15 protein-coding genes are annotated in these 22,349 nt (G+C 44.1%); 10 read left to right on the top strand and 5 right to left on the bottom strand.

What is annotated here, in order from left to right; translation table 11 throughout:
* Nucleotides 1-64 precede the first annotated feature (64 nt).
* Entirely contained in the window at nt 65-1,870 is a 1,806-nt protein-coding gene (gene recQ, locus FDF36_RS07195; protein WP_220390861.1) for a DNA helicase RecQ, read from the bottom strand.
* Nucleotides 1,871-2,103: 233 nt separating this feature from the next.
* On the opposite strand from recQ, the gene FDF36_RS07190 reads away from it, so the two are divergent.
* The 4 genes from FDF36_RS07190 (at nt 2,104) to FDF36_RS07175 (ending at nt 6,941) form a co-directional block, all read left to right on the top strand.
* Nucleotides 2,104-2,568, top strand: coding sequence for a helix-turn-helix domain-containing protein (locus FDF36_RS07190; RefSeq protein ID WP_005789808.1), 465 nt, complete (start codon nt 2,104-2,106; stop codon nt 2,566-2,568).
* 92 nt (nt 2,569-2,660) lie between these two features.
* Nucleotides 2,661-4,712, top strand: a complete 2,052-nt coding sequence (locus FDF36_RS07185) for a dipeptidyl peptidase 3 (RefSeq protein WP_220390860.1) — start codon at nt 2,661-2,663, stop codon at nt 4,710-4,712.
* Between the two features lie 3 nt (nt 4,713-4,715).
* Nucleotides 4,716-5,378, top strand: coding sequence for a DNA alkylation repair protein (locus FDF36_RS07180; protein ID WP_220390859.1), 663 nt, complete (start codon nt 4,716-4,718; stop codon nt 5,376-5,378).
* A gap of 204 nt (nt 5,379-5,582) precedes the next feature.
* Entirely contained in the window at nt 5,583-6,941 is a 1,359-nt protein-coding gene (locus tag FDF36_RS07175; RefSeq protein WP_220390143.1) for a transposase, read from the top strand.
* Nucleotides 6,942-7,236: 295 nt separating this feature from the next.
* On the opposite strand, the gene FDF36_RS07170 is transcribed toward FDF36_RS07175, so the two are convergent.
* Nucleotides 7,237-8,895 (bottom strand): ArnT family glycosyltransferase, encoded by a 1,659-nt coding sequence (locus tag FDF36_RS07170; RefSeq protein WP_220390858.1) that lies wholly within the window; start codon nt 8,893-8,895, stop codon nt 7,237-7,239.
* A gap of 95 nt (nt 8,896-8,990) precedes the next feature.
* Here FDF36_RS07170 and FDF36_RS07165 point away from each other — a divergent pair, with 95 nt between their 5' ends.
* The 5 genes from FDF36_RS07165 (at nt 8,991) to FDF36_RS07145 (ending at nt 14,430) form a co-directional block, all read left to right on the top strand.
* Nucleotides 8,991-9,479: a Fur family transcriptional regulator gene (locus FDF36_RS07165; RefSeq protein ID WP_005780845.1), complete on the top strand. Its 489-nt coding sequence runs from the start codon at nt 8,991-8,993 to the stop codon at nt 9,477-9,479.
* Nucleotides 9,476-10,747 carry an adenylosuccinate synthase gene (locus FDF36_RS07160; RefSeq protein ID WP_220390857.1) on the top strand — a complete coding sequence of 424 codons (1,272 nt, stop codon included), beginning with the start codon at nt 9,476-9,478 and terminating at the stop codon, nt 10,745-10,747. The genes FDF36_RS07165 and FDF36_RS07160 overlap by 4 nt, the downstream gene beginning before the upstream one ends.
* A 136-nt stretch (nt 10,748-10,883) precedes the next feature.
* Nucleotides 10,884-12,188 carry an alpha-L-fucosidase gene (locus FDF36_RS07155; protein WP_005780841.1) on the top strand — a complete coding sequence of 435 codons (1,305 nt, stop codon included), beginning with the start codon at nt 10,884-10,886 and terminating at the stop codon, nt 12,186-12,188.
* Between the two features lie 117 nt (nt 12,189-12,305).
* Nucleotides 12,306-12,992 (top strand): zinc metallopeptidase, encoded by a 687-nt coding sequence (locus tag FDF36_RS07150; protein WP_005780840.1) that lies wholly within the window; start codon nt 12,306-12,308, stop codon nt 12,990-12,992.
* A 307-nt stretch (nt 12,993-13,299) separates the two neighbouring features.
* Nucleotides 13,300-14,430: a 6-bladed beta-propeller gene (locus tag FDF36_RS07145; protein WP_220390856.1), complete on the top strand. Its 1,131-nt coding sequence runs from the start codon at nt 13,300-13,302 to the stop codon at nt 14,428-14,430.
* Nucleotides 14,431-14,532: 102 nt separating this feature from the next.
* Here the strand turns inward: FDF36_RS07145 and FDF36_RS07140 are convergent, their stop codons facing one another.
* A complete protein-coding gene (locus FDF36_RS07140; protein ID WP_220390855.1) occupies nt 14,533-15,921 on the bottom strand; it encodes a TPR end-of-group domain-containing protein in 1,389 nt (462 codons plus the stop codon).
* Nucleotides 15,922-16,016: 95 nt separating this feature from the next.
* On the opposite strand from FDF36_RS07140, the gene hisS reads away from it, so the two are divergent.
* A complete protein-coding gene (gene hisS, locus FDF36_RS07135; RefSeq protein WP_220390854.1) occupies nt 16,017-17,381 on the top strand; it encodes a histidine--tRNA ligase in 1,365 nt (454 codons plus the stop codon).
* A gap of 162 nt (nt 17,382-17,543) precedes the next feature.
* Here the strand turns inward: hisS and FDF36_RS07130 are convergent, their stop codons facing one another.
* Entirely contained in the window at nt 17,544-20,081 is a 2,538-nt protein-coding gene (locus FDF36_RS07130; RefSeq protein ID WP_220390853.1) for a S9 family peptidase, read from the bottom strand.
* Between the two features lie 23 nt (nt 20,082-20,104).
* Nucleotides 20,105-22,288: a GH92 family glycosyl hydrolase gene (locus FDF36_RS07125; RefSeq protein ID WP_220390852.1), complete on the bottom strand. Its 2,184-nt coding sequence runs from the start codon at nt 22,286-22,288 to the stop codon at nt 20,105-20,107.
* Nucleotides 22,289-22,349 lie beyond the last annotated feature (61 nt).

The raw sequence follows: 22,349 nt of genomic DNA, 5'->3' as shown, positions 1-22,349 counted from the left end.
CTCTGCCCGGTTAATAAAACATAAAACAGCTCTTGACAAAATCCGGTTGCGGTTTCTCTTCCGGTCATATAAACTGGCGGATCAGCGCGACAAATTCTTTTCCATATTTTTTCTTTTTATATTCGCCAATCCCATTGATGTTGCCGAATGCTTCGACGGTTGTGGGACGCGACAGGCAGAGCAGGTGCAGCACTTTGTCCGATAACACGATGTATGCCGGGAGTGCTTCCTGGTCGGCCAGTTGCTTGCGCAACGCGCGCAAGGCCTCGAAGAGGTCTTCTTCCTTGCTTCTGCTTTCTCCGTCCCATGCCTGTGCATGGACGTTTACGGTCTTTCTTCTCTTTCTGGCGGTAGCAGGCTCTTCTCTCCGGATGACAACCAGCATTGCCCTCTCACGGCCAAAAAGGACGTCACTTCCGCTCTTTGTTATTTTCAGGTGATTGTTCTCGTTATAGGCTATCTCAAAGTATCCCATTTGCAGCATTTGCAACAAATAGTCCTGCCAGTCGCGCGCCGGGATTTCTCTTCCGGCTCCAAACGTTTTCAGCCCCGTATAAGCTTTTTCGGTGATTTCAGCAGTCGGGTTCCCTCTCAGGATATCTATCAGGAGGGTTATGCCTGCCTGTTGGTTGGTCCGAGCTATGGCGCTTAAGGCTTTTTGAACGATGACAGTTCCGTCGAAGCGCTCGGGTGGATTGCGGCATACATCGCAGTTGCCGCAATCTTCAGCAGTCGTTTCGCCGAAATAGCTCAATAAGATACGTCGCCGGCAGATGTCGGCTTCGGCGTATTGCTGCATCCGGTTTAATTTTTCCAGATTGATATTCTGCTGGTTGCTTTCTGTTGCAAACTTTGTCAGCAAAATCAGATCGCCCAATGAATAGAATAAAATCGTATCGCTGGGCATACCGTCACGTCCCGCGCGGCCGATTTCCTGGTAAAAACTTTCGATGCTTTTCGGCAGGTTATAATGTATCACCCACCTGACATTCGATTTGTCGATGCCCATCCCAAAAGCGATGGTGGCACATACCACTTCGATCCGGTCGTTGATAAAGTCGTCTTGTGCCTCGTCCCGTTGGCGGGCAGACAATCCGGCATGGTAAACGCCACAACGGATGCCATGCTTTTGCAACATCTGTGCCACTGTTTCAGTTTTACTACGGCTCATGCAGTAAATGATTCCGCTTTCACCCCGGTGGCGGGCGATGAAGTCTACGATGGTTTTGCTCTTCTCCTTGGGTTGGTAGCCTCTTTTTACAGACAGGCTCAGGTTGGGGCGGTCGAATGATGAAATGAATATTTCCGGCTGATTCAGTTGCAGTTGGCGGACAATGTCTTCCCTTGTGATCTTATCTGCCGTAGCGGTCAGTGCAATCATGGGGACATCGGGGAATTGAGTACGTAAGAATCCCATTCGGGCATATTCCGGGCGGAAATCGTGTCCCCATTGCGAAATACAGTGTGCTTCGTCTACTGCAAACAGTGAGATGGTCATGTCCCTTAACAGATAGTCGGCTTCGGAGAGCAGTTTCTCCGGTGATATGTAGAGCAGCTTGAGCCTGCCTGAGATACAGGCCCTGCGTAAGTTGGCATTTTCGGATTCGTCGTTGCTGCTGTTCAGTGCACCCGCCGGTATTCCATTGGCACAGAGAGATTCTACCTGATCCTTCATCAGTGAAATAAGAGGTGAAATAACAATTGCAGTGCCTTCCATCAGCAAGGCCGGAAGCTGATAACAGATTGATTTGCCTCCCCCCGTGGGCATCAGAACCAATGCGTCTCTTTTGCTTATCAGGTTGTGGATGATTTCTTCCTGCAAAGGACGGAAGCTATCATAACCGAAATAAGTTTTGAGGGTTTGTATCATTTGATATTTTTCGTTCATCTTTTGGGCAAAGGTACGCTTTATTTTCGGGTTACTAAAAGTTAAAAATCCTTATTAACGTCCCTTTTTACCTACTTTTCGATGATTTTGATTGTTTTTATATCAAAAATATATACGAAAAAGTTGTGTATATCAAAATAATGTATGAAATTTGTGACATCTAAAGTTACAAATTAATAGTGATATTTAAAAACAAACCCTAACCAGTTAATTCAATGAGTGATTTAGAAAACAAAACCCAGGAAGAAACTCCTAAAAAACGCCCTTACAATCTAAGGGAGAAAAAAGAAAAGAAAGCTGCTTATCGGTCTTTAATCAGACCGGAATTGGCGGATGAGTTGTACGACAGGATCTTGAATATTATTGTTGTACAGAAGAAGTACAGAGACCCTGACTATTCGGCTAAAGATTTGGCAAAGGAACTGAAAACCAATACCCGTTATCTTTCGGCTGTAGTTAATTCTCGCTTTGGTATGAACTATTCTTGCCTGCTGAACGAGTACAGAGTAAAAGATGCTTTGCACTTGTTGACGGATAAAAGATATGCCGACAAGAATGTAGAGGAAATCAGTGCGATGGTTGGTTTCGCTAACCGTCAGTCTTTTTACGCTGCATTTTATAAAAACGTAGGTGAAACACCCAACGGATATCGTAAAAAACACGCAGAAAAAAAGAAATAATTGCATTTCTTGAAACGGAATAAAAAGGAATTATCTCAGGCTATGTCTTTGAGATATTTCCTTTTTTGTTTTATAACCACAATGTCTAAAGTATGAAGAAACATTTAATTTCGATGGCTGCAGCCGTAATCTTGTTGACATCTTGCGGCGGAGCTAAAAAAACAAACACTGCTGAGGCAGATAATTTTAAATATACAGTGGAACAATTTGCAGACTTACAGATATTACGCTATCGCGTACCCGGATTTGAGAATTTAACTCTCAAGCAGAAAGAGTTGGTATATTATCTGACTCAGGCTGCGTTGGAAGGAAGAGATATTCTGTTTGATCAGAACGGAAAGTACAATCTTACCATCCGTCGGGCGCTTGAGACGATCTATACGGATTATGCCGGTGACAGAAACAGCCCGGACTTCATGAATCTGACCACCTATCTGAAACGCGTATGGTTCTCAAACGGTATTCATCACCATTATGGTTCGGAGAAATTTGTTCCGGGCTTTACGCCGGAGTTTCTGAAACAAGCATTGCTCAGTGTAGATGCTTCCGGGCTTCCGTTGGCTCAAGGACAGACGGTAGAACAACTGTTTGAGGAGCTGTCACCCGTTATTTTTGATCCGAAGGTGATGCCTAAGCGAGTGAATCAGGCGGACGGCGAAGACTTGGTGCTGACTTCGGCCAGCAATTACTATGACGGGGTCACCCAGCAGGAAGCTGAGGATTTCTATAATGCGATGAAGGACCCCAAAGATGAAACCCCTGTCTCTTACGGACTGAACAGCCGCCTGGTTAAAGAGAACGGAAAGATCGTCGAGAAGGTATGGAAAGTAGGAGGACTTTATACACAGGCCATCGAAAAGATTGTGTATTGGCTGAAGAAAGCTGAAGGGGTGGCAGAAGACGAAGCCCAGAAGGCTGCTATCGGTAAGCTGATTGAATACTACGAGACCGGTGACTTGAAGACGTTTGACGAATATGCCATCCTTTGGGTGAAAGATCTGAATTCACGTATTGACTTTACAAACGGATTTACTGAAACTTACGGCGATCCGCTCGGGATGAAGGCCAGCTGGGAGTCCATCGTGAACTTTAAAGACCTGGAGGCTACGCGCCGTACTGAACTGATAAGCGGCAATGCCCAATGGTTCGAAGATCATTCTCCAGTGGACAAGCAATTTAAGAAAGAAAGGGTGAAAGGGGTGACTGCCAAAGTGATTACTGCTGCCATTCTTGGCGGAGACTTATATCCGGCGACGGCCATCGGAATCAACTTGCCTAACTCTAACTGGATTCGCAGCCATCACGGTTCCAAGTCGGTCACTATCGGGAATATCACCGACGCTTATAACAAAGCGGCTCATGGAAACGGATTCAACGAAGAGTTTGTGTACAGTGATACAGAAAAGCAATTGATCGATAAATATGGTGATCTGACAGGAGAATTGCATACCGACTTGCACGAATGCCTGGGTCACGGTTCCGGAAAATTACTTCCGGGAGTTGATCCGGATGCCTTGAAAGCCTATGGTTCTACAATAGAGGAGGCACGTGCCGATCTGTTCGGACTTTACTATGTAGCCGATCCTAAATTGCTGGAATTGGGCTTGGTGCCGGCTGAAGAGGCTTACAAGGCCGAATACTATACCTATCTGATGAATGGCCTGATGACCCAGTTGGTGCGTATCGAACCGGGCAACAGTGTTGAAGAGGCTCACATGCGCAACCGCCAGATCATTGCCCGTTGGGTGTTTGAGAAGGGTAAGGCCGATAAGGTGGTGGAGATGGTGCAGAAAGATGGTAAGACTTACGTCGTGGTGAACGACTATCAGAAACTTCGTCATCTCTTTGGCGAATTGCTGGCCGAGATACAGCGCATCAAGTCGACCGGAGACTTTGCAGCAGCCCGTTCGCTGGTAGAAACCTATGCCGTAAAAGTAGACCCCGAACTTCACTCCGAAGTATTGGCCCGCTATAAGAAACTGAATCTGGCGCCTTATAAAGGATTCGTGAATCCAAGATACGATGCGGTAACCGACGAGAAAGGAAATATAATTGATGTAAAAGTAACCTATGATGAAGGCTATGCCGAACAGATGCTGCGTTATAGCAAGGACTATTCGCCGCTGCCTTCTGTAAACGATTAACCCATGGATGTAAAAGAACAATTGAAAGATATTAAAACACAGCTCCGTCTCTCTATGAACGGAGTTGTGTCACAAAGCATGCGTGAGAAGGGGCTGGACTATAAACTGAACTTTGGTGTTGAGTTGCCCCGTATCAAGAGCATCGCCGCTGCTTATGAGAAGAACCATGACTTGGCACAAGCCTTGTGGAAAGAGAATATCCGCGAGTGTAAGATTCTGGCAGGTTTATTGCAGCCGATAGATACCTTCTTTTCCGAGATAGCTGATATCTGGGTAGAGGATATCCGCAATATTGAGATAGCAGAACTTACGTGTATGAATCTGTTTCAAAACCTGCCTTATGCCCCGGCGAAAACTTTCCAGTGGATTGCGGACGAGGCGGAATATACACAAGTTTGTGGCTTCCTTACCATAGCCCGTCTGTTGATGAAAAAGGGAGATATGGCCGAACGCCCTGCGGGTGAATTGCTCGATCAGGCGATTTGTGCCGTACAATCGGGAAGTTATCATGTCCGTAATGCGGCAATGCTTGCTATCCGTAAGTATATGCAGCATAGTGAAGAACATGCTTTCCAGGTATGTCGCCTGGTAGAAGGCATGGCCAACTCTGATAAAGAAGCGGAACAGATGCTGTATACGATGGTGAGAGAGGAAATTAGCGATTAACGATAAGGTTGTGTCGAAACTTCACCACAGAGGGCACAGAGTAACACAGAGTTTTTTTTTTATTGATAATCAGGGATATTCCTAAAATAAGAAAATTTAAGGCAACTAATTCATTGCGAGTTAGTTGCCTTTTTTGTATCTTTAAGCATTCCCCCTAAAAAACGGTTTGACGGCCAAAACGGGGGTAATCTAAAATAAAAACACATGGTAAAGATACAAAAAATATCAGAAATCGAACCTTGTTTAGGTTTTAGTGAGTTCGATATGCTTAAAAAATATCGTCAAAGTTTTGCAACGAGTGAATTAGGTCGCCTCCATTCTTTATTCCCTTTCTCGGAACTGGCCCGACAAATGCATTTGAAGTCCTCTGCTTTGGGGCGTAAAAGTTATTTTTCTCCCGAAGGTAAAATAGCCTTGATGGTCTTGAAGTCTTATACCAACTTTTCCGATTCACAACTGATTGACCATTTAAACGGTAATATTCATTACCAGTTATTTTGTGGTGTTCAGATCGATCCGCTTCATCCGCTAACCAATCCTAAAATCGTTAGTGCGATTCGTCAGGAACTAGCGGCTCGCCTTGATATTGAGTCCCTCCAGCTTATTTTGGCAGAGCATTGGAAACCTTATCTTGAGAACCTTCATGTCTGTATGACCGATGCCACCTGTTATGAAAGTCATCTGCGCTTTCCTACTGATGTCAAACTCTTATGGGAAGGTATTGTATGGCTTCATCGTCATCTGTGCAAACATTGCCGGACATTGCACATGCAACGTCCCCGTAACAAGTATCTTGATGTAAGCCGTGCCTACCTTGCTTCTAGCAAACTGCGTAAACGCAGGAAATCACAGACCCGTATGATTAAACGCAGACTACTTCAGTTATTGGAAAAGTTACTGGACCAGCTGGAGCAGCTTCATTTATCCTACAGGCACAGGCTTACACTATCCTCTGATTACCAAAGACGTTTCTCGGTCATACGGACGGTCCTTGAGCAAGGGAAGAATTTATTTGCAGGCAAAAAAGTGCCCAACCGTATTGTGAGTATCGACCGGCATTACCTTCGCCCCATTATCAGAGGCAAGGAAACCAAATCCGTTGAATTCGGAGCCAAAGTCAACAATATACAGATAGATGGAATCTCCTTTATTGAACATATCTCCTTTAAGGCTTTTAACGAAGGAGTACATTTGAAAGACTGTATTCATCTGCAACAACAACTGACCGGGGTTAGGGTTAAGGCGCTTGCAGCGGATTCAATCTATGCTAATAATGCCAACCGGAAATTTTGTACTAAATATCATATAAGTACTTCCTTTAAGCGTAAGGGCAGAGCGTCCAAAGATGAGCCACTTCGGAAGATCTTACGGTCGGAACTCAGCCGTGAAAGAGCGACCCGCCTGGAAGGAAGTTTTGGAACGCAGAAACAACATTACTCACTGGCCAGAATTAAAGCTAGAAACAGGAAAACGGAAATGCTTTGGATTTTCTTTGGAATACATACGGCCAATGCAGTATGCATGATAGAAAAGGTTGAAAAGAAAAAAAGAGCGGCTGCATAATCAGACTAAAATAACAAAAGGAAAACAGGAGAGGTTTTTAACTTCCCCTAAAAAGACATATACATAATGTACCGTTGGGGAGAAAATATAAGAATATGTAAATAATATTCTATAAAAAAGATAGAAGACTGGAGACTTTACAGGAAAAAATTAAGAGAAAAGCTCACGTAAAGTAAAACTGTTCTCTTAATTTATAAGAAATACGGACATTTACTGAATATCCCGACTTAAAACTTACTCAGTGTCACTCTGTGCCCTCTGCGGTGAAGTCTCGACACCCTTTCATCGTCCGTCTTTATCGTTCGTCGACTATTGTCACATTGCTGATAAATACGCTATCATATCTTTTGTGCCCTTTTGCCCAGCGATTGTTGTCATAACAATCGATAAAGCGAAGACTTAAATCCTTTCGGATGGAATCCGGAATCAGTTGTTCCGCCGGTTTCTGTGAGATCAGAACAAACGGCAGGGCTTTTGTAATCTCTTCTTTATTGGTTAAATCCATGTCTCCGATCTTCTTGTGTGCTTCGTATACCAACTCGATGCGTAGCACTTCGTCTTTGCTGTGATAGAATGGCAGAGCTTTTAGCTCCGGGTTTTCTTGGGTAGCGCTGATGCTTTTGGGATCTGAGTTACTCACAAAACTTCCGATATAAGGCATTACAAACAACTCGGCAACAGCAAATAGCGCTACGACTCCCATCAGGAAAGAGAAAGGCCGGAGCTTGAGCGCAGAGCTGAATAGCCAAACTGCTACTGTCAGGAATAATACAGTCAACCATATGAACATCCCTGTACCTATCCGTCCTTCCCGGTACATGAAGAGGTAGAGAGCAACGGGAAGGGCCAATGTAGTCACTACAATCAAATAAGCATTTATCCGGTAAATCACTCTGTCTTTCAGGTGCGGCATTTTCTGTTTAGCCTGTTGAATCCAATATACAAATAAGTATCCCATGGTCAGTGCGGCCGGTAATAAGATAGGAAGCAGATAGCGTGTCTTCTTTTCCGGGAGCAACGACAGGAAGAAAAGGATCAGTAACATCCAGCTCAGGCAGAACATGTACTCTTTGGATGCTTCGACCCGCTTTTTCCAGAAGGGCACTATCAGTGCTGTCAGTGTCAGCAGCGACCATACTCCTGTTTCCAGGAAAAACTGCCAGTAATAATACCAGGAACGTACGTTGTGGTTACTCCAGGAAGAAGACTCTTTGTGGAATACATAGGATGCCATCTCCTGGTGGCAGATGTATGTGTAGGCATACCACCATGTGCTGAGCACGATGCAAATAAAGATCATGGTGAAGAGTGCGGCCCATTTTCCTTTCATTCTTGTTTCCCTGCGATAGAATAAGAGGTAGGCACAAATGAACGGGAGAAGCAGGGCATAGAAAGATACGGGCCCTTTGCCAAGGAAAGATAATCCCATAAAAACGCCTGCGGCAATGAAAAGAGGCCACTTGCAGGCAGTTTGCCGCAAAGCAAGATAAAGATAATAAATAGCTCCCATCATGAATGCGTGGCAATAAATGTCCCAGGTAGCTGTACGTCCCATCAGAATGATATTATAAGAGGTGCACAAGATCAGGGAAGATACCAGGGCATAGGTTCGGTTGCCGGTCAGCTTCGTAGCAAACTTATAGAAAAAGAGTACTAACATGACGGCCGCAAGTCCGGCCATGGCTCGTTGCAAGGGAAGATTATCCGGCGAAATCACTTCTACCACGGCAGCAATCCATGTGGGAAGTGGAGGCTTCTCCAGTCGCAGCTCTCCGTTCATGGTAGGCACCAGCCAGTTATGGTCGTATACCATTTCGCGTGCAGTGACAATGTTTCTTGATTCCATGATGTCTGCAAAGATTGCGCCATTGTTTATAAAGAAAGAACAGCAGAACACAAGAAGTAATAGAGGCAAGTGCCAGCGATAATTTTGCGTGAAGGGGACTCTTGTCATAAAACATTTTTTTAGTGATTGGGTGCAAATTTACAGATATATTTTTGCTTTCCGCAAAAAACAATTAACTTTGTTGGCGCTAAAATAGCGCCGATATGGAAACTCAAAATGTGAAAGATACGGTACGGCAGATATTCACCGAATATCTAAATGCGAATGGACATCGCAAGACTCCTGAACGTTATGCGATACTGGATACCATATACTCCATTGACGGGCATTTCGATATCGATATGCTTTATTCGCAGATGATGAACCAGGAAAATTTCCGGGTGAGTAGGGCTACACTGTATAATACCATCATCTTACTTATCAATGCACGTCTGGTGATAAAACATCAGTTCGGCACTTCCTCCCAATACGAAAAATCATATAATCGCGAGACACACCATCACCAGATATGTACGCAGTGCGGTAGGGTCACAGAGTTTCAGAATGAAGCTTTACAGAACGCGATTGAAAATACCAAACTAAGTAAGTTTCAACTTTCGCATTATTCCTTATATATATACGGTATATGTAGCAAATGCGACAGGGCCAACAAGAGAAAAAGAGTAAATAATAACAATAAAAAAGAAAAATGAAAGTAGATGTTCTATTAGGATTGCAATGGGGCGACGAAGGTAAAGGAAAAGTAGTCGACGTCTTAACTCCGAGATATGATGTAGTTGCACGTTTCCAGGGTGGACCGAATGCCGGTCATACACTTGAGTTCGAAGGACAGAAGTACGTGCTTCGCTCTATCCCTTCGGGTATTTTCCAGGGAGATAAAGTAAATATCATCGGTAACGGTGTAGTGCTCGATCCGGCTTTGTTCAAAGCGGAAGCAGAAGCGCTGGAAGCATCGGGACACAACTTGAAGGAGAGACTGCACATTTCGAAGAAAGCGCACCTCATTTTGCCTACGCACCGTATACTGGATGCTGCCTATGAAGCTGCCAAAGGTGATGCTAAGGTCGGAACTACCGGAAAAGGTATCGGTCCGACTTATACGGATAAAGTAAGCCGTAACGGTGTCCGTGTGGGGGATATCCTGCATAACTTCGAACAAAAATATGCTGCAGCGAAGGCTCGCCACGAACAAATCCTGAAAGGTCTGAATTATGAATACGACCTGACTGAACTTGAAAAAGCCTGGTTTGAAGGTATCGAATACCTGAAACAGTTCCAGTTGGTAGACAGCGAACATGAAATAAACGGTTTGCTCGATGCCGGAAAATTCGTGCTTTGTGAAGGTGCTCAGGGAACTATGCTGGATATTGACTTTGGTTCGTATCCGTTCGTGACTTCTTCGAATACCGTATGTGCAGGTGCATGCACCGGTTTGGGCGTTGCTCCGAATAAGATCGGCGATGTATATGGTATTTTTAAAGCTTATTGTACACGTGTAGGTTCGGGTCCGTTCCCCACAGAGTTGTTCGATAAAACTGGCGATCAGATCTGTACGCTTGGTCACGAATTTGGCTCGGTGACGGGACGTAAACGCCGTTGCGGATGGGTGGATCTTGTTGCACTGAAATATTCAATCATGATCAATGGTGTCACCAAACTGATTATGATGAAGAGTGATGTACTCGATACTTTCGAGACGATCAAAGCTTGTGTGGCCTATAAGATGAATGGTGAAGAGATCGATTACTTCCCTTATGACATTACCGACGAAGTGGAACCAATCTACATGGAACTTCCGGGATGGCAGACAGACATGACAAAGATGCAGAGCGAAGATGAATTTCCTGAAGAGTTCAATGCTTATCTCTCCTTCCTTGAAGAACAGTTGGGCGTACAAATCAAAATTGTTTCTGTAGGTCCCGACCGCGAGCAGACTATTGAAAGATATACTGAAGAATAAGAAGCCTCACCTGTACCCTTCTTTTTTAAAAGGAGGAAGAAGTAGACTTTTATAGAAGAATTAATTCAAAACGAGGCCTTTCTTCTTCCCTCTCTAAAGTAGAGAGGGGCGAGGTGAGGCCTTTATTATAATACTTATGAAGAAGCATTTTATTACTTTTCTCTTGCTATTGGGAATGACTGCTTCCCTGACAGCGCAACAAAATTACCAACCGACAGAGGCTAACCTGAAAGCCCGGAGTGAATTTCAGGACAATAAGTTCGGAATCTTCCTTCACTGGGGGCTTTATGCCATGCTTGCTACCGGCGAGTGGACGATGACGAACCATAATCTGAATTATAAAGAGTATGCCAAACTGGCCGGAGGATTCTATCCCTCTAAATTTGATGCAGATAAATGGGTGGCGGCTATCAAAGCCTCCGGTGCCAAGTATATCTGTTTCACTACCCGTCACCATGAAGGTTTCTCGATGTTCGATACCAAGTATTCCGATTATAATATTGTAAAAGCCACTCCTTTTAAACGTGATGTGGTAAAGGAACTGGCTGATGCATGTGCCAAACATGGCATCAAACTGCATTTCTACTATTCACATATAGATTGGTATCGTGAAGACGCTCCTCAGGGAAGAACCGGACGCGGAACCGGACGTCCCGATCCGAAAGGAGACTGGAAGAGCTATTATCAGTTTATGAATAATCAGTTGACAGAGTTGTTGACCAATTATGGTCCGATCGGTGCCATTTGGTTCGATGGTTGGTGGGATCAGGATATCAATCCCGATTTCGACTGGGAACTTCCGGAACAATATGCATTGATCCATCGTTTGCAGCCGTCTTGTCTGGTTGGTAATAATCATCATCAGGTACCTTTTGCAGGGGAGGATATTCAGATATTCGAACGTGACCTTCCGGGAGAGAATACCGCAGGACTTTCCGGACAGAGTGTCAGCCATCTGCCTCTTGAAACATGTGAGACGATGAATGGCATGTGGGGATATAAGATTACAGACCAGAACTATAAATCAACTAAAACTTTGATTCATTATCTGGTGAAGGCTGCCGGTAAGGACGCCAATCTGTTGATGAATATAGGCCCGCAGCCCGATGGAGAACTTCCGGAAGTGGCTGTTCAGCGTTTGAAAGAGGTGGGAGACTGGATGTCAAAGTATGGTGAGACCATTTATGGAACGAGAGGTGGTCTGGTAGCTCCTCACGATTGGGGAGTAACGACTCAGAAAGGCAATAAACTCTATGTGCATATTCTTAATTTGCAGGACAAGGCTTTATTCTTGCCTATCGTTGATAAGAAAGTGAAAAAGGCAGTGGTCTTTGCTGACAAAACGCCGGTACGCTTCACAAAGAATAAAGAAGGAATTGTACTGGAACTCGCAAAAGTTCCGACGGATGTAGATTACGTGGTGGAACTTACAATTGACTAATTTTTAGCTAATTCTTCATAAAAGCGATGTATGGGAAATCTCCTCTCCGTCGCTTTTGTTTATTTTTGGCAAGCTATTTGTATATTAGCTATTATAACAATTTAATTAAGAAAGAATATGGTAATAGGAATTCAATGGATTATTTTTATTGGCATCGCTCTCGTTAGCTGGCTGGTGCAGATGAACCTGCAAAACAAGTTCAAGAAATACTCCAAGATACCCACAGGAAACGGAATGACAGGACGCGACGTAGCTATTAAAATGTTGCATGACAACGGTATTTACGATGTTCAGGTGACTCACACTCCCGGACAGTTGACCGATCATTATAATCCTGCCAATAAGACAGTGAACCTGAGTGAAGGAGTTTATGAAAGTAATAGCATCATGGCTGCTGCCGTGGCTGCTCACGAATGCGGACACGCTGTTCAGCATGCACGGGCTTATGCGCCGTTGACGCTCCGCAGTAAGCTGGTGCCGGTGGTTTCGTTCGCTTCACAGTGGATGACGTGGTTATTGCTTGCCGGTATTTTGTTACTGAATTCGTTTCCGCAGTTATTGCTTGCCGGCATTATCCTGTTTGCTTTGACCACCTTATTCAGCTTTATCACACTTCCGGTAGAGATTGATGCGAGCAAACGTGCATTGGTATGGCTCAGTGCATCGGGAATTACTAACTCGTATAATCATGCCAAAGCGGAAGACGCTCTCCGTTCGGCTGCATACACTTATGTTGTTGCTGCGTTGGGCTCGTTGGCTACGCTGATTTACTACATTATGATATTTATGGGACGTCGGGATTAATCTCTCCTTCCCGTACGGAATAAAAAGAAAGGCTCGGTAGAGGAATCTATTGAGCTTTTTGTGTATAGGAAGGTATTTTTTATGTTTTAAGTGCTGATGGTGCTTTTTTTATATATCTTTGAAGAAATAAGAACAATGTTTATGAAAAAAGTATTAATATCAATCAATATGGTCCCTATCTTATAAGTCTGAGAGGACAAAACGTTTTTGCATATCGCGTGGTAACAGAAACATTCTGTTTTGGAGTTGGAGTGATAAACTGTACATCAGGTATAAGCGAAAGTTGGGTTCCGGTAAATTGAAAAGTATGAGAATTAGAACAGCCTTTTTTATATTTTGCATTTCTTTATTGTCGGGAGCCTGTAGGCAAGTTGCGACAGAGTCTCGAGTGCAGTCGGTTTCTTTTGAAGACGGTTCTTCTATGATAGCTGATACGATTTTCTTAGATAGCTTATCTCTTTTTATGCCCGAAACAAACGGAGAAGCTTTAATAAACAACATTGATAGAGTCTGCGAATTTGATGGACGATATTTTATTTTGGATAAACGGATGAAGCAGGTGCTTTGTTATACTCTTTCCGGGAAACATTTATTCACGATACATGCTGTGGGGAATGGGAAGGGAGAGTATGTGGATCTGTTCGATATTGCGATTGATGAAATAGAAAATAAATTGTTGCTTTTAGTCTATCCTTCGCAGATTCTTTACTATGATTTGGAAGGTACATACCTGTCTTCTTATCCATTGGACGATATGTATTTATCGTTCGCAGTGGATAATGGATGTATCTATTTGCGGAATGATACTTATGCTAACGGAGTGGTGTCAGATCATTCTCTGACAGTGATTAATAAGGAAACGGGTAAGCGAACTTCTTTATTAGAACCTTTATACGAAACGGCACCGTTTTGTTCTTCTGGTAATTACCAAATTACGAATACTGCCTCAGTGCTGTTTACCCGTAAGTTTGACAATCATATATATCGGATAACGGGAGAATCAATTGAACCACTTTATATGGTAGATTGGAAAAGCAAGTCTTTTCCGGAAAGTGATAAGCAGCGTCAGTTCCAATGTAATGATTTGAATCAGTTCTGTTATCAAGGGAAATATATATATACTATGACTGATTTATGTGATACTCCTTCCTGTTTGTTGTTTAGAACCAATCAACCGGGCGTGTGTCTGCTTTCAAAAGCTATCGGTATAGTGAACAATTATCAGGTAATTATCAATACGGATTATCAGTTACCTTTACCCAATTATATGCCGGTAGATGGGAAACAAAGTCGGATTTTCTTTATCTATTCATCCGAAGTATTATGCGAGCAAAAGAGATTGTCTGCTGAAGAAGGTATTAATGAAAAAATGCGCTGCTTACTGGATCGGATAAAGGAGGGAGATAATCCGGTTATTTTTACATATCATGTAAAGTAAGTCGTTTAAAGATTACCCCAAACATCATAGATTCTATAAATGGCGTTTTAGAGTTGATGTTGTCTATGACGCTTGGGGATAATATTGTTTGGTCTTGTAGGCTTATTCTTGATAAGGTGATTGCCAGAAGTAAGAGTCATTATGTGAGTCGTAGGCGGTGGCACCGGGCTTTCCATTGCTACTGTATCCTTCCGGAACTAACGAGATATACATCGGCCACTTTTTGCCCGGATAGTTTGTTTCTGCGTTATATTCGCTTTGCAGAGGGCAAGTTACGTAATACAGGTTCTTGGCCATATAGTAATCCAGATAATACTCTTTGGTCTGTTTATTTTTATTGTTCCAGTTTGCGTCTTCGTTTAGTACAACGGGTTGATTGTTGCGGAGGCGTTCGCGCACTTCACCAATGCCCAGAAGGTTTCCTTTTTCATCTGTTACATAAGCGTTGAATGTCGGGTCCATCCATAACCATTTGTCGAGGGTGTTGGAGTAGACCGCATTGATGACGTGGCAATCGTTGATCATCACTTTGGGCATGCAGGTGATGAAACGGGATTTGAATCCCATAGCCAAATAGCACTCGTTCAGCATTTGTGCCATCATCCGGCAGTTTACGCCCCGGTTCTCCTTTTTGCAAAGTTCTACCATGGCTATTGTGTTCCGCTCTTCCGGATTACGTGAATCGCCATCATGTGGAACTATGTTGTGAACCCAGTAGAGAAGGTTTTTGATTTTGGAGATCTCGTCTCCGCTTCCGGCGATACTATCCAGGTTGAAATGTTTCCGTAACTGTACCAGATTACTGTCGTTAGGATTCATGTAGGTGAAGCGGGGTAGAGTGTCAGTTACTGATTCATTATAACATATCGGTTTTGTTTCAGCTCTATTGTATCCTTCGGCTTGTTGCAGAATGTACAGATAGTCACTGTCCAGACGCATTTTAGCCATTATTTCCAGATACTTCTTCTCTTTACGTAAATTGTCGATGTCACTGTCACCTTTAGCATGGTTGTAATCATTCCATCCGGAGTTGAAAGCTTTCTCAAAGTTTTTCAGGGCTGCCTTTTTCTTTCCCTGAAGTGCCTGATAGCAAGCAAGGTCGTAATAAACCAGTCCTGTTATATTTTTTGCATTTTCCTGAAGTTGTTGAGGCAATCCTTGATACAACTTCAGTTTCTCCCAATTTAATTTCTCGGCCTTTTTGTAATCTTTCTGTTTGCGGGCGTTTGCTACTTCCTGAGTGAGTGCGCTGTACTTTCTCTCAAATTCTTTTTTTTTGTTGTTTTGTGCCATTCCCGATAGTCCAAGGCATAACATTGCAATGATCAAAAAAACTGTTTTCATATGATTCCTGTTAGATAATGTGATTTCTTTGTCTTTCAGAAAGCAAATGGTATACCAAATTAATAAATATCTCTTATTGAGCAGAATGGCATTAAAAAGTATTGTCCGAAAATGAACAGTCTTAACGGAACCGGACACCGGATACATTTGCTTACAGATTCACAGAAAGTCTGTGGTTTCTGTTTTAATAATCAATTATTTCATCTAACTTTGCAACTCAATTCAATAAAACAGTTAAAACAATGGCAGCAAAACCAGGTATACCAAAGGGAACCCGTGATTTTTCGCCCGTAGAGATGGCGAAACGTAACTACATATTCAATACAATTCGTGACGTATATCATCTGTATGGTTTCCAGCAGATTGAGACTCCTTCGATGGAGATGCTTTCTACCCTGATGGGAAAATACGGTGAAGAGGGTGATAAATTACTTTTTAAAATACAGAATTCAGGTGATTACTTTTCGGGTATTACAGACGAAGAGCTATTAAGCCGTAATGCCGCTAAACTGGCCAGTAAATTTTGTGAAAAAGGGTTGCGTTATGACCTTACCGTACCCTTTGCCCGTTACGTGGTAATGCACCGTGATGAAATAACTTTTCCCTTCAAGCGTTATCAGATTCAACCAGTCTGGCGTGCTGACCGTCCGCAGAAAGGACGTTATCGTGAATTTTACCAATGCGATGCCGATGTGGTCGGTAGTGATTCACTGCTGAACGAGGTAGAGTTGATGCAGATAGTAGATACGGTGTTTACCCGTTTCGGTATCCGTGTCTGCATAAAAATCAATAATCGCAAGATACTGACCGGTATTGCCGAGATCATCGGAGAGGCGGATAAGATTGTGGATATAACTGTAGCTATCGACAAACTGGATAAAATCGGTTTGGAAAATGTGAATAAAGAATTGGCTGAGAAAGGGATTAGTGATGAGGCTATTGCCAAACTGCAACCTATCATTCTTCTGAGTGGAACTAATGCTGAGAAGTTGGCTACACTGAAGACTGTACTTTCCGGTAGCGAAACAGGTTTGAAGGGAGTGGAAGAGAGTGAGTTTATTTTGAATACCCTTCAAACGATGGGACTGAAAAACGAAATAGAGCTTGACTTGACATTGGCACGTGGATTGAATTACTATACAGGTGCTATTTTTGAGGTGAAGGCGCTTGATGTGCAGATTGGCAGTATCACCGGTGGAGGTCGTTACGATAACCTGACTGGTGTATTCGGTATGGCAGGAGTATCGGGCGTAGGTATTTCGTTTGGTGCCGACCGCATCTTCGATGTGCTTAATCAGTTGGAACTGTATCCGAAGGAGGCTGTCAACGGAACTCAACTTCTGTTTATTAACTTCGGCGAGAAAGAAGCTGCTTTCTCTATGGGTATTCTGGCTAAGGCCCGTGCAGCCGGTATTCGCGCCGAAATCTTTCCGGATGCTGCGAAGATGAAGAAACAGATGAGTTATGCGAATGTTAAGAATATTCCTTTCGTAGCCATCGTAGGTGAAAATGAAATGAACGAAGGAAAAGTTATGCTGAAAAATATGGAGAACGGTGAGCAGCAGCTGGTCACTTCCGAAGAGTTGATTGCCGCTTTAACGAAATAAGGAAATCGCTTCTACCTTTTCAACTAAAGCTCTTTTGGGGTGAAAAAATAGACAGCTTTGGTTTAAAAGAAACGGGGCCTTGGTTTTGAACCAATGACCCCGTTCTTTTTTATAAGCTTTTTATAATACCCATACTGCACTGCCTCAGTGGCGAGATATATTCTACAAGTGGCGTTCCGGATACATATCCTCCCACCATTGGGGATTATCTTGTAACCAGCGGGCAAACCATGCCATGATGCTGTTGTGCCATTGCACACGTTTCGGATAATCGGAGATGAAGTGGTTCTCTCCATCAACAGTGATAAACTCTACTGTTTTACCCAATATCTTCAAGGCGTTGAATAGCTGAATGCTTTCACCGATGGGAACATTGGTATCTACCGTTCCGTGCAACAACAGAAGCGGAGTGTTTATTTTATCGGCATTGAAGAGTGAACCTTGTTTGGTGAATAACTCCGGATTGTTCCAGGGATAACTGTCGGCTGCTGCTATGGCATTGTAGCCGTATCCCCAGTAACCTTCGCCCCAATAACTGGTCACGTTGCTGATACCGGCGTGTGAAACGGCGGCGGCGAAAATATCCGTCTGAGTCTGGAGGTATTGTGTCATGAATCCACCGTAAGATGCACCGAGACAACCGATTTTCTTATCATTCACGAACGGGTGTTCTTTACAGAACTGTTTGGTACCTTCAATGATGTCGTCGGCAGTACGTTTTCCCCAGGCATTGACATGGCGTGCTGAAAACTCCTGTCCGAATCCGATTGTTCCGCTCGGCTGGATAACATATACCACGTAGTCACGTGAAGCAAACAGTTGTGCGCAGTACGGATTGCTGATGCCTCGTTCTGTCGGGGTCGTTCCTCCATAGTAATACACAATCAGCGGATACTTTTTATTAGGATCGAATGAAGGCGGCAAACACATCATACCTTTAATCTCAGTGCCATCTGAAGCAGTGAAATTCCATGGTTCCATTTTACCCAGTTCTATTTTTTCGAGGGTAGGTTTCATCGGGTCGGCTATCAGTCGAGAGGTTTTCTTTTTCAGGTCGTATACATAAGCGACTCCTGCATTGTAGCATCCTTGTCCGATGTAGGCTGCCAGCGACGGATTGTTTTCCGACATGGCAAATGCACTGGTGACATCAGTCTCCAGGTTCAGCTTTTCAAACTTACGGTCTTTGGGAGAGTAACGATAGATGTTCCGGCAATCTTCGTCATTGGTGCTAAAATAGATGCACTCGTCACCTTTGTTCCATTGCAGGAAGTTGACAGACGGATTGAACTCTTTAGTGATCGGATCGATTTTACGGGTAGCTAAGTCCATGATGAATGCCTGAGAGTCGAAATCATTGGCGATCGGATGATTACCACAATTCTTGCCGATACCGTCAAAAGCTTCCGGGCTGGCGGTGAGCAGTAATTGTCTGCCGTCCGGTGAGTAGCTGGCTCCTCCGAGGAAGCGGTCTTCAAAGAACAGAGTATCGACAGCCAATGTTTCAAGGTTCACTTGGAACAGTGAACTCAACGAGAAAGGACGTTGCGTGATATTTTCCTTCGAACTGCTGTAAAGCAGATATTTACCATCTGGTGAGATGTCCTGCATATAAGTGCTGTGATTACCGTAAGTGAGCCGTTCCGATGTTCCGCTGGCAATGTCATATCTGGCCAGAAAACTACGTCCGCGTGTATTCGGAATGCGGTCTGCCGGGCTGACAATGCGTTTCAACGGCCCATCATCTTTCACGCCTTCTTCACGAGGATAGTATATCAGGAAGTCTTCGTTGGGCGACCAGCTGAAACCCTGTTCGGGAATGCCCTGCAGGAGAACTTCTTCCTTCAGCGTGATGGGATCGAGAGTGATGACGTCATTTCCTTCGGATGCCACTACCGTATAATACAGTTTATTACTTTTCGGCATCCATCTCATGCCGTCCCTCAGATTGGTGAGGAGCACTTTTCCTGTTTTCAGTTCGGTCAGTTCACAATAAGTGCGCGAACGTTTCAGCGAGTGGTTATCCCAATAACGGGTCAGCAAGTATTTTCCGTCCGGTGATACGGAAACAGCTATGGTGCGGTTACCGTATACTGTGTTATCGAGTGAGAAACGATGTTTCTGTTCAGGATTGGTGCTGCATGCTACTTCTTTGAATTTGTCATCTTTTACCAGTTCGCATTTCAGTGAAGGTACGGTTTTGTCGTCCGGAGTCGAAAGCAGTTTGATGGCGATTTCATAATCCATTTCGGGCTCGAGACGTAAAGCGACCTCTTTGGTTGCTGCTTTAGAGATACTGTCTTCTGCGGCATCCTTTACCATCTTCGATTCACCATTAATGAAAAGCTCCCATCTGACCGGGGAGGTCACTTTCAGTTTACCTTTCATGAAACGTTCGGCCCGTAGCTGAGTCTTCAACAGATAAAGCAGATTGTCTTTATCGGCTTTCGCAAAAGTGACCAAGCCTGCTGTATCGGCAGACAGCATTTGTGTCGGTGCATTGGCAAGGTCAAGCATTACCGGCGTTTGCAGCAGTGCTTTGGCGGTGTGTTTTTCTCCTTTGGGGTTGATACTGTCGTTCATGATCGGAGTGCGTACAGTAATGGCATTTCTTACCTGATACTGCGTCAGCCTCTCTTGTGCTTGTGTGGCAAGTCCTGTTGTCATCAACAACGCCATCATCAGTAACTTTTTGTCCATTGTTTCTTTGAGTTTATAATTGGTTATTTCATTTTATATACCAGCGTACCACCCTTCACGATGTCTTCGTGGGAGATATAGTTTTTAGTATAAAGTTCACCATTCAGTGTGATGCTGTCGATGTACTTATGTTCTTTCGACAGATTTTCGGCAATGACTGTGAACGTTTTTTCATCCGGCAGGTGAAGTACTATTTTCGGCATCTGCGGAGCACCGAATATATAATGCCCGCTCACCGGATCGACCGGATAGAATCCCATTGCATTGAACATATACCAGGCTGACATCTGTCCGCAGTCGTCGTTTCCACAGAGACCATCGGGCTTGTTTTTGTATTGGGTATCAAAGATTTCACGTATCAGCTCCTGAGTGCGTTCCGGCTTGCCGGCCAAAGCATACAGGAAGGTGACATGGTGGCTTGGTTCGTTGCCGTGGGCATATTGTCCGATCAGTCCGGTAACGTCTGCCAGTCCGCTTCCTTCCAGTTTGATAGTGAACAATGAATCCAGTTTGTTGAGGAAAGGCCCTTTACCACCGAATAATTCGATCAATCCCGGTACATCGTGCTGAACATGCCAGGTGTATTGCCAGGCATTTCCTTCAGTATAATCGCCTCCGCGGCTTTCGGCATGTGCCAGATCGCTGGGATTGAAAGGAGTTTTCCAACGTCCGTCGGCATAGCGCGGGCGCATAAACTGTGTTTCCTTATCGAACAGGTTCTTATAGAATTGCGAACGTTTACTGAAGTATTCCGCATCTTCCTTTTTACCCATTAACTCCGCCATTGTAGCTGCGGCGTAGTCATCGTAAACCGATTCAAGTGTACGTGAAACCGATTCGGCATCTACCTTGTCTGTCGGATAATAACCATATTTCATATAAGTTTCCCAGTCCGATTTCGGATGCGAAACAGTCAGTGTCTGTTTGATGGCATCGAATGCTTTCTCGGCATCAAAGCCACGGAACCCTTTCTTATAAGCTTCGGCAATAACCGAAACAGAGTGGTTGCCGATCATAGTATTCGTTTCTTTACCCCACAAGGTCCAGATAGGTAAGTAGCCTTGTGCCTGATTTTGTTCGATCATCGAATTGATGAAACCGTCTACTCGTTCGGGTACGGCCAATGTATAGAAGGGGTGGGCAGCGCGGTAGGTATCCCAGATCGAGAAGGTAGAGTAATAGACTCCCGATGCTGATTTTACTACCGAGTCTTTGGCGTTACGGTATCTTCCGTCTACATCGGCAATATTATTAGGCTGTATCAGTGCATGATAGAAGCTGGTATAAAAATTCTCCAGTTCGTCCGGAGTACCTGTCACTTCGATACGGCTCAAGTAACTGTTCCAGATGTCCTTGGCTTTCTGTCTTGTACCGTCGAAATCCCAGTCTGCCAACTCTTGATCCATATTCTTATGGGCACCGTCTACACCGACTGTAGAAATGGCTACTTTCATCAGCAGTTGTTCGTCCGGCTTCATGTCGAAACTCATTAACAGACGTTTTCCTTTTTCAGTTTCTTCCATTGGCAGGGAGATGGAATCGGTCACCGGCTTGCTGAACTTCATTACAAAGTATAAATCCTGATTCACCCATACGCTGCTGCGCACGTGTCCTGTCAGTGTTTGAGCATCTTCCCAATTGATTTCGCAAGCTTTTACGTGCGATTTATATTGTTGGGGATTCCATACCAATCCGTGTTGAAGGTCGAGTAACAGTGAGGCTGAATCGGCATTCTGATAAGTGTAACGATGCAGTGCTACATGATCTGTTGCGGTCAGTTCTGCTTTTACTTTATATTTATCGAGTTCTACAGTGTAGTATCCCGGTGTTGCGCTTTCTGTCTTTTTAGAGAAACCGCTTTTGTAGTCATCCCGTACTCTTTGTCCGGTGACAGGCATTACAAGGAGGTCGCCCAGATCCATACATCCTGTGCCATTGAGGTGAGTTTGAGAGAAGCCCCAGATCAGTGAATCCTGATAATTGTATCCTGAGCAATACTGCCATCCGATGGCATTGGTTTCCGGGCTTGCCTGTATCAGTCCGAAGGGCAGGCAGGCACCCGGGAAGGTATGACCGTTGTCGGCTGCTCCGATAAAGGTGTTTACGTATTGAGTGTAGTCTTGGGGTGCTGTCGGAGTTTCGGGAGTGCAGGATGTGCAAAGACCGATCCCCAGACATGCAGTCATAAAGGTTGATTTGAACTTCATAGCAATGACCTTGATAAATTATTTTTGTGACAAAGATAGGAAATAAAATTGAGACTTAAGG

Origin of the sequence: Bacteroides fragilis, from assembly GCF_019583405.1 — a bacterium.
In the GTDB taxonomy this organism is placed as follows: domain Bacteria; phylum Bacteroidota; class Bacteroidia; order Bacteroidales; family Bacteroidaceae; genus Bacteroides; species Bacteroides fragilis_B.
Note: the sequence above shows the minus strand (reverse complement) of the source record. Positions and strands in the feature narration are given on the sequence as shown.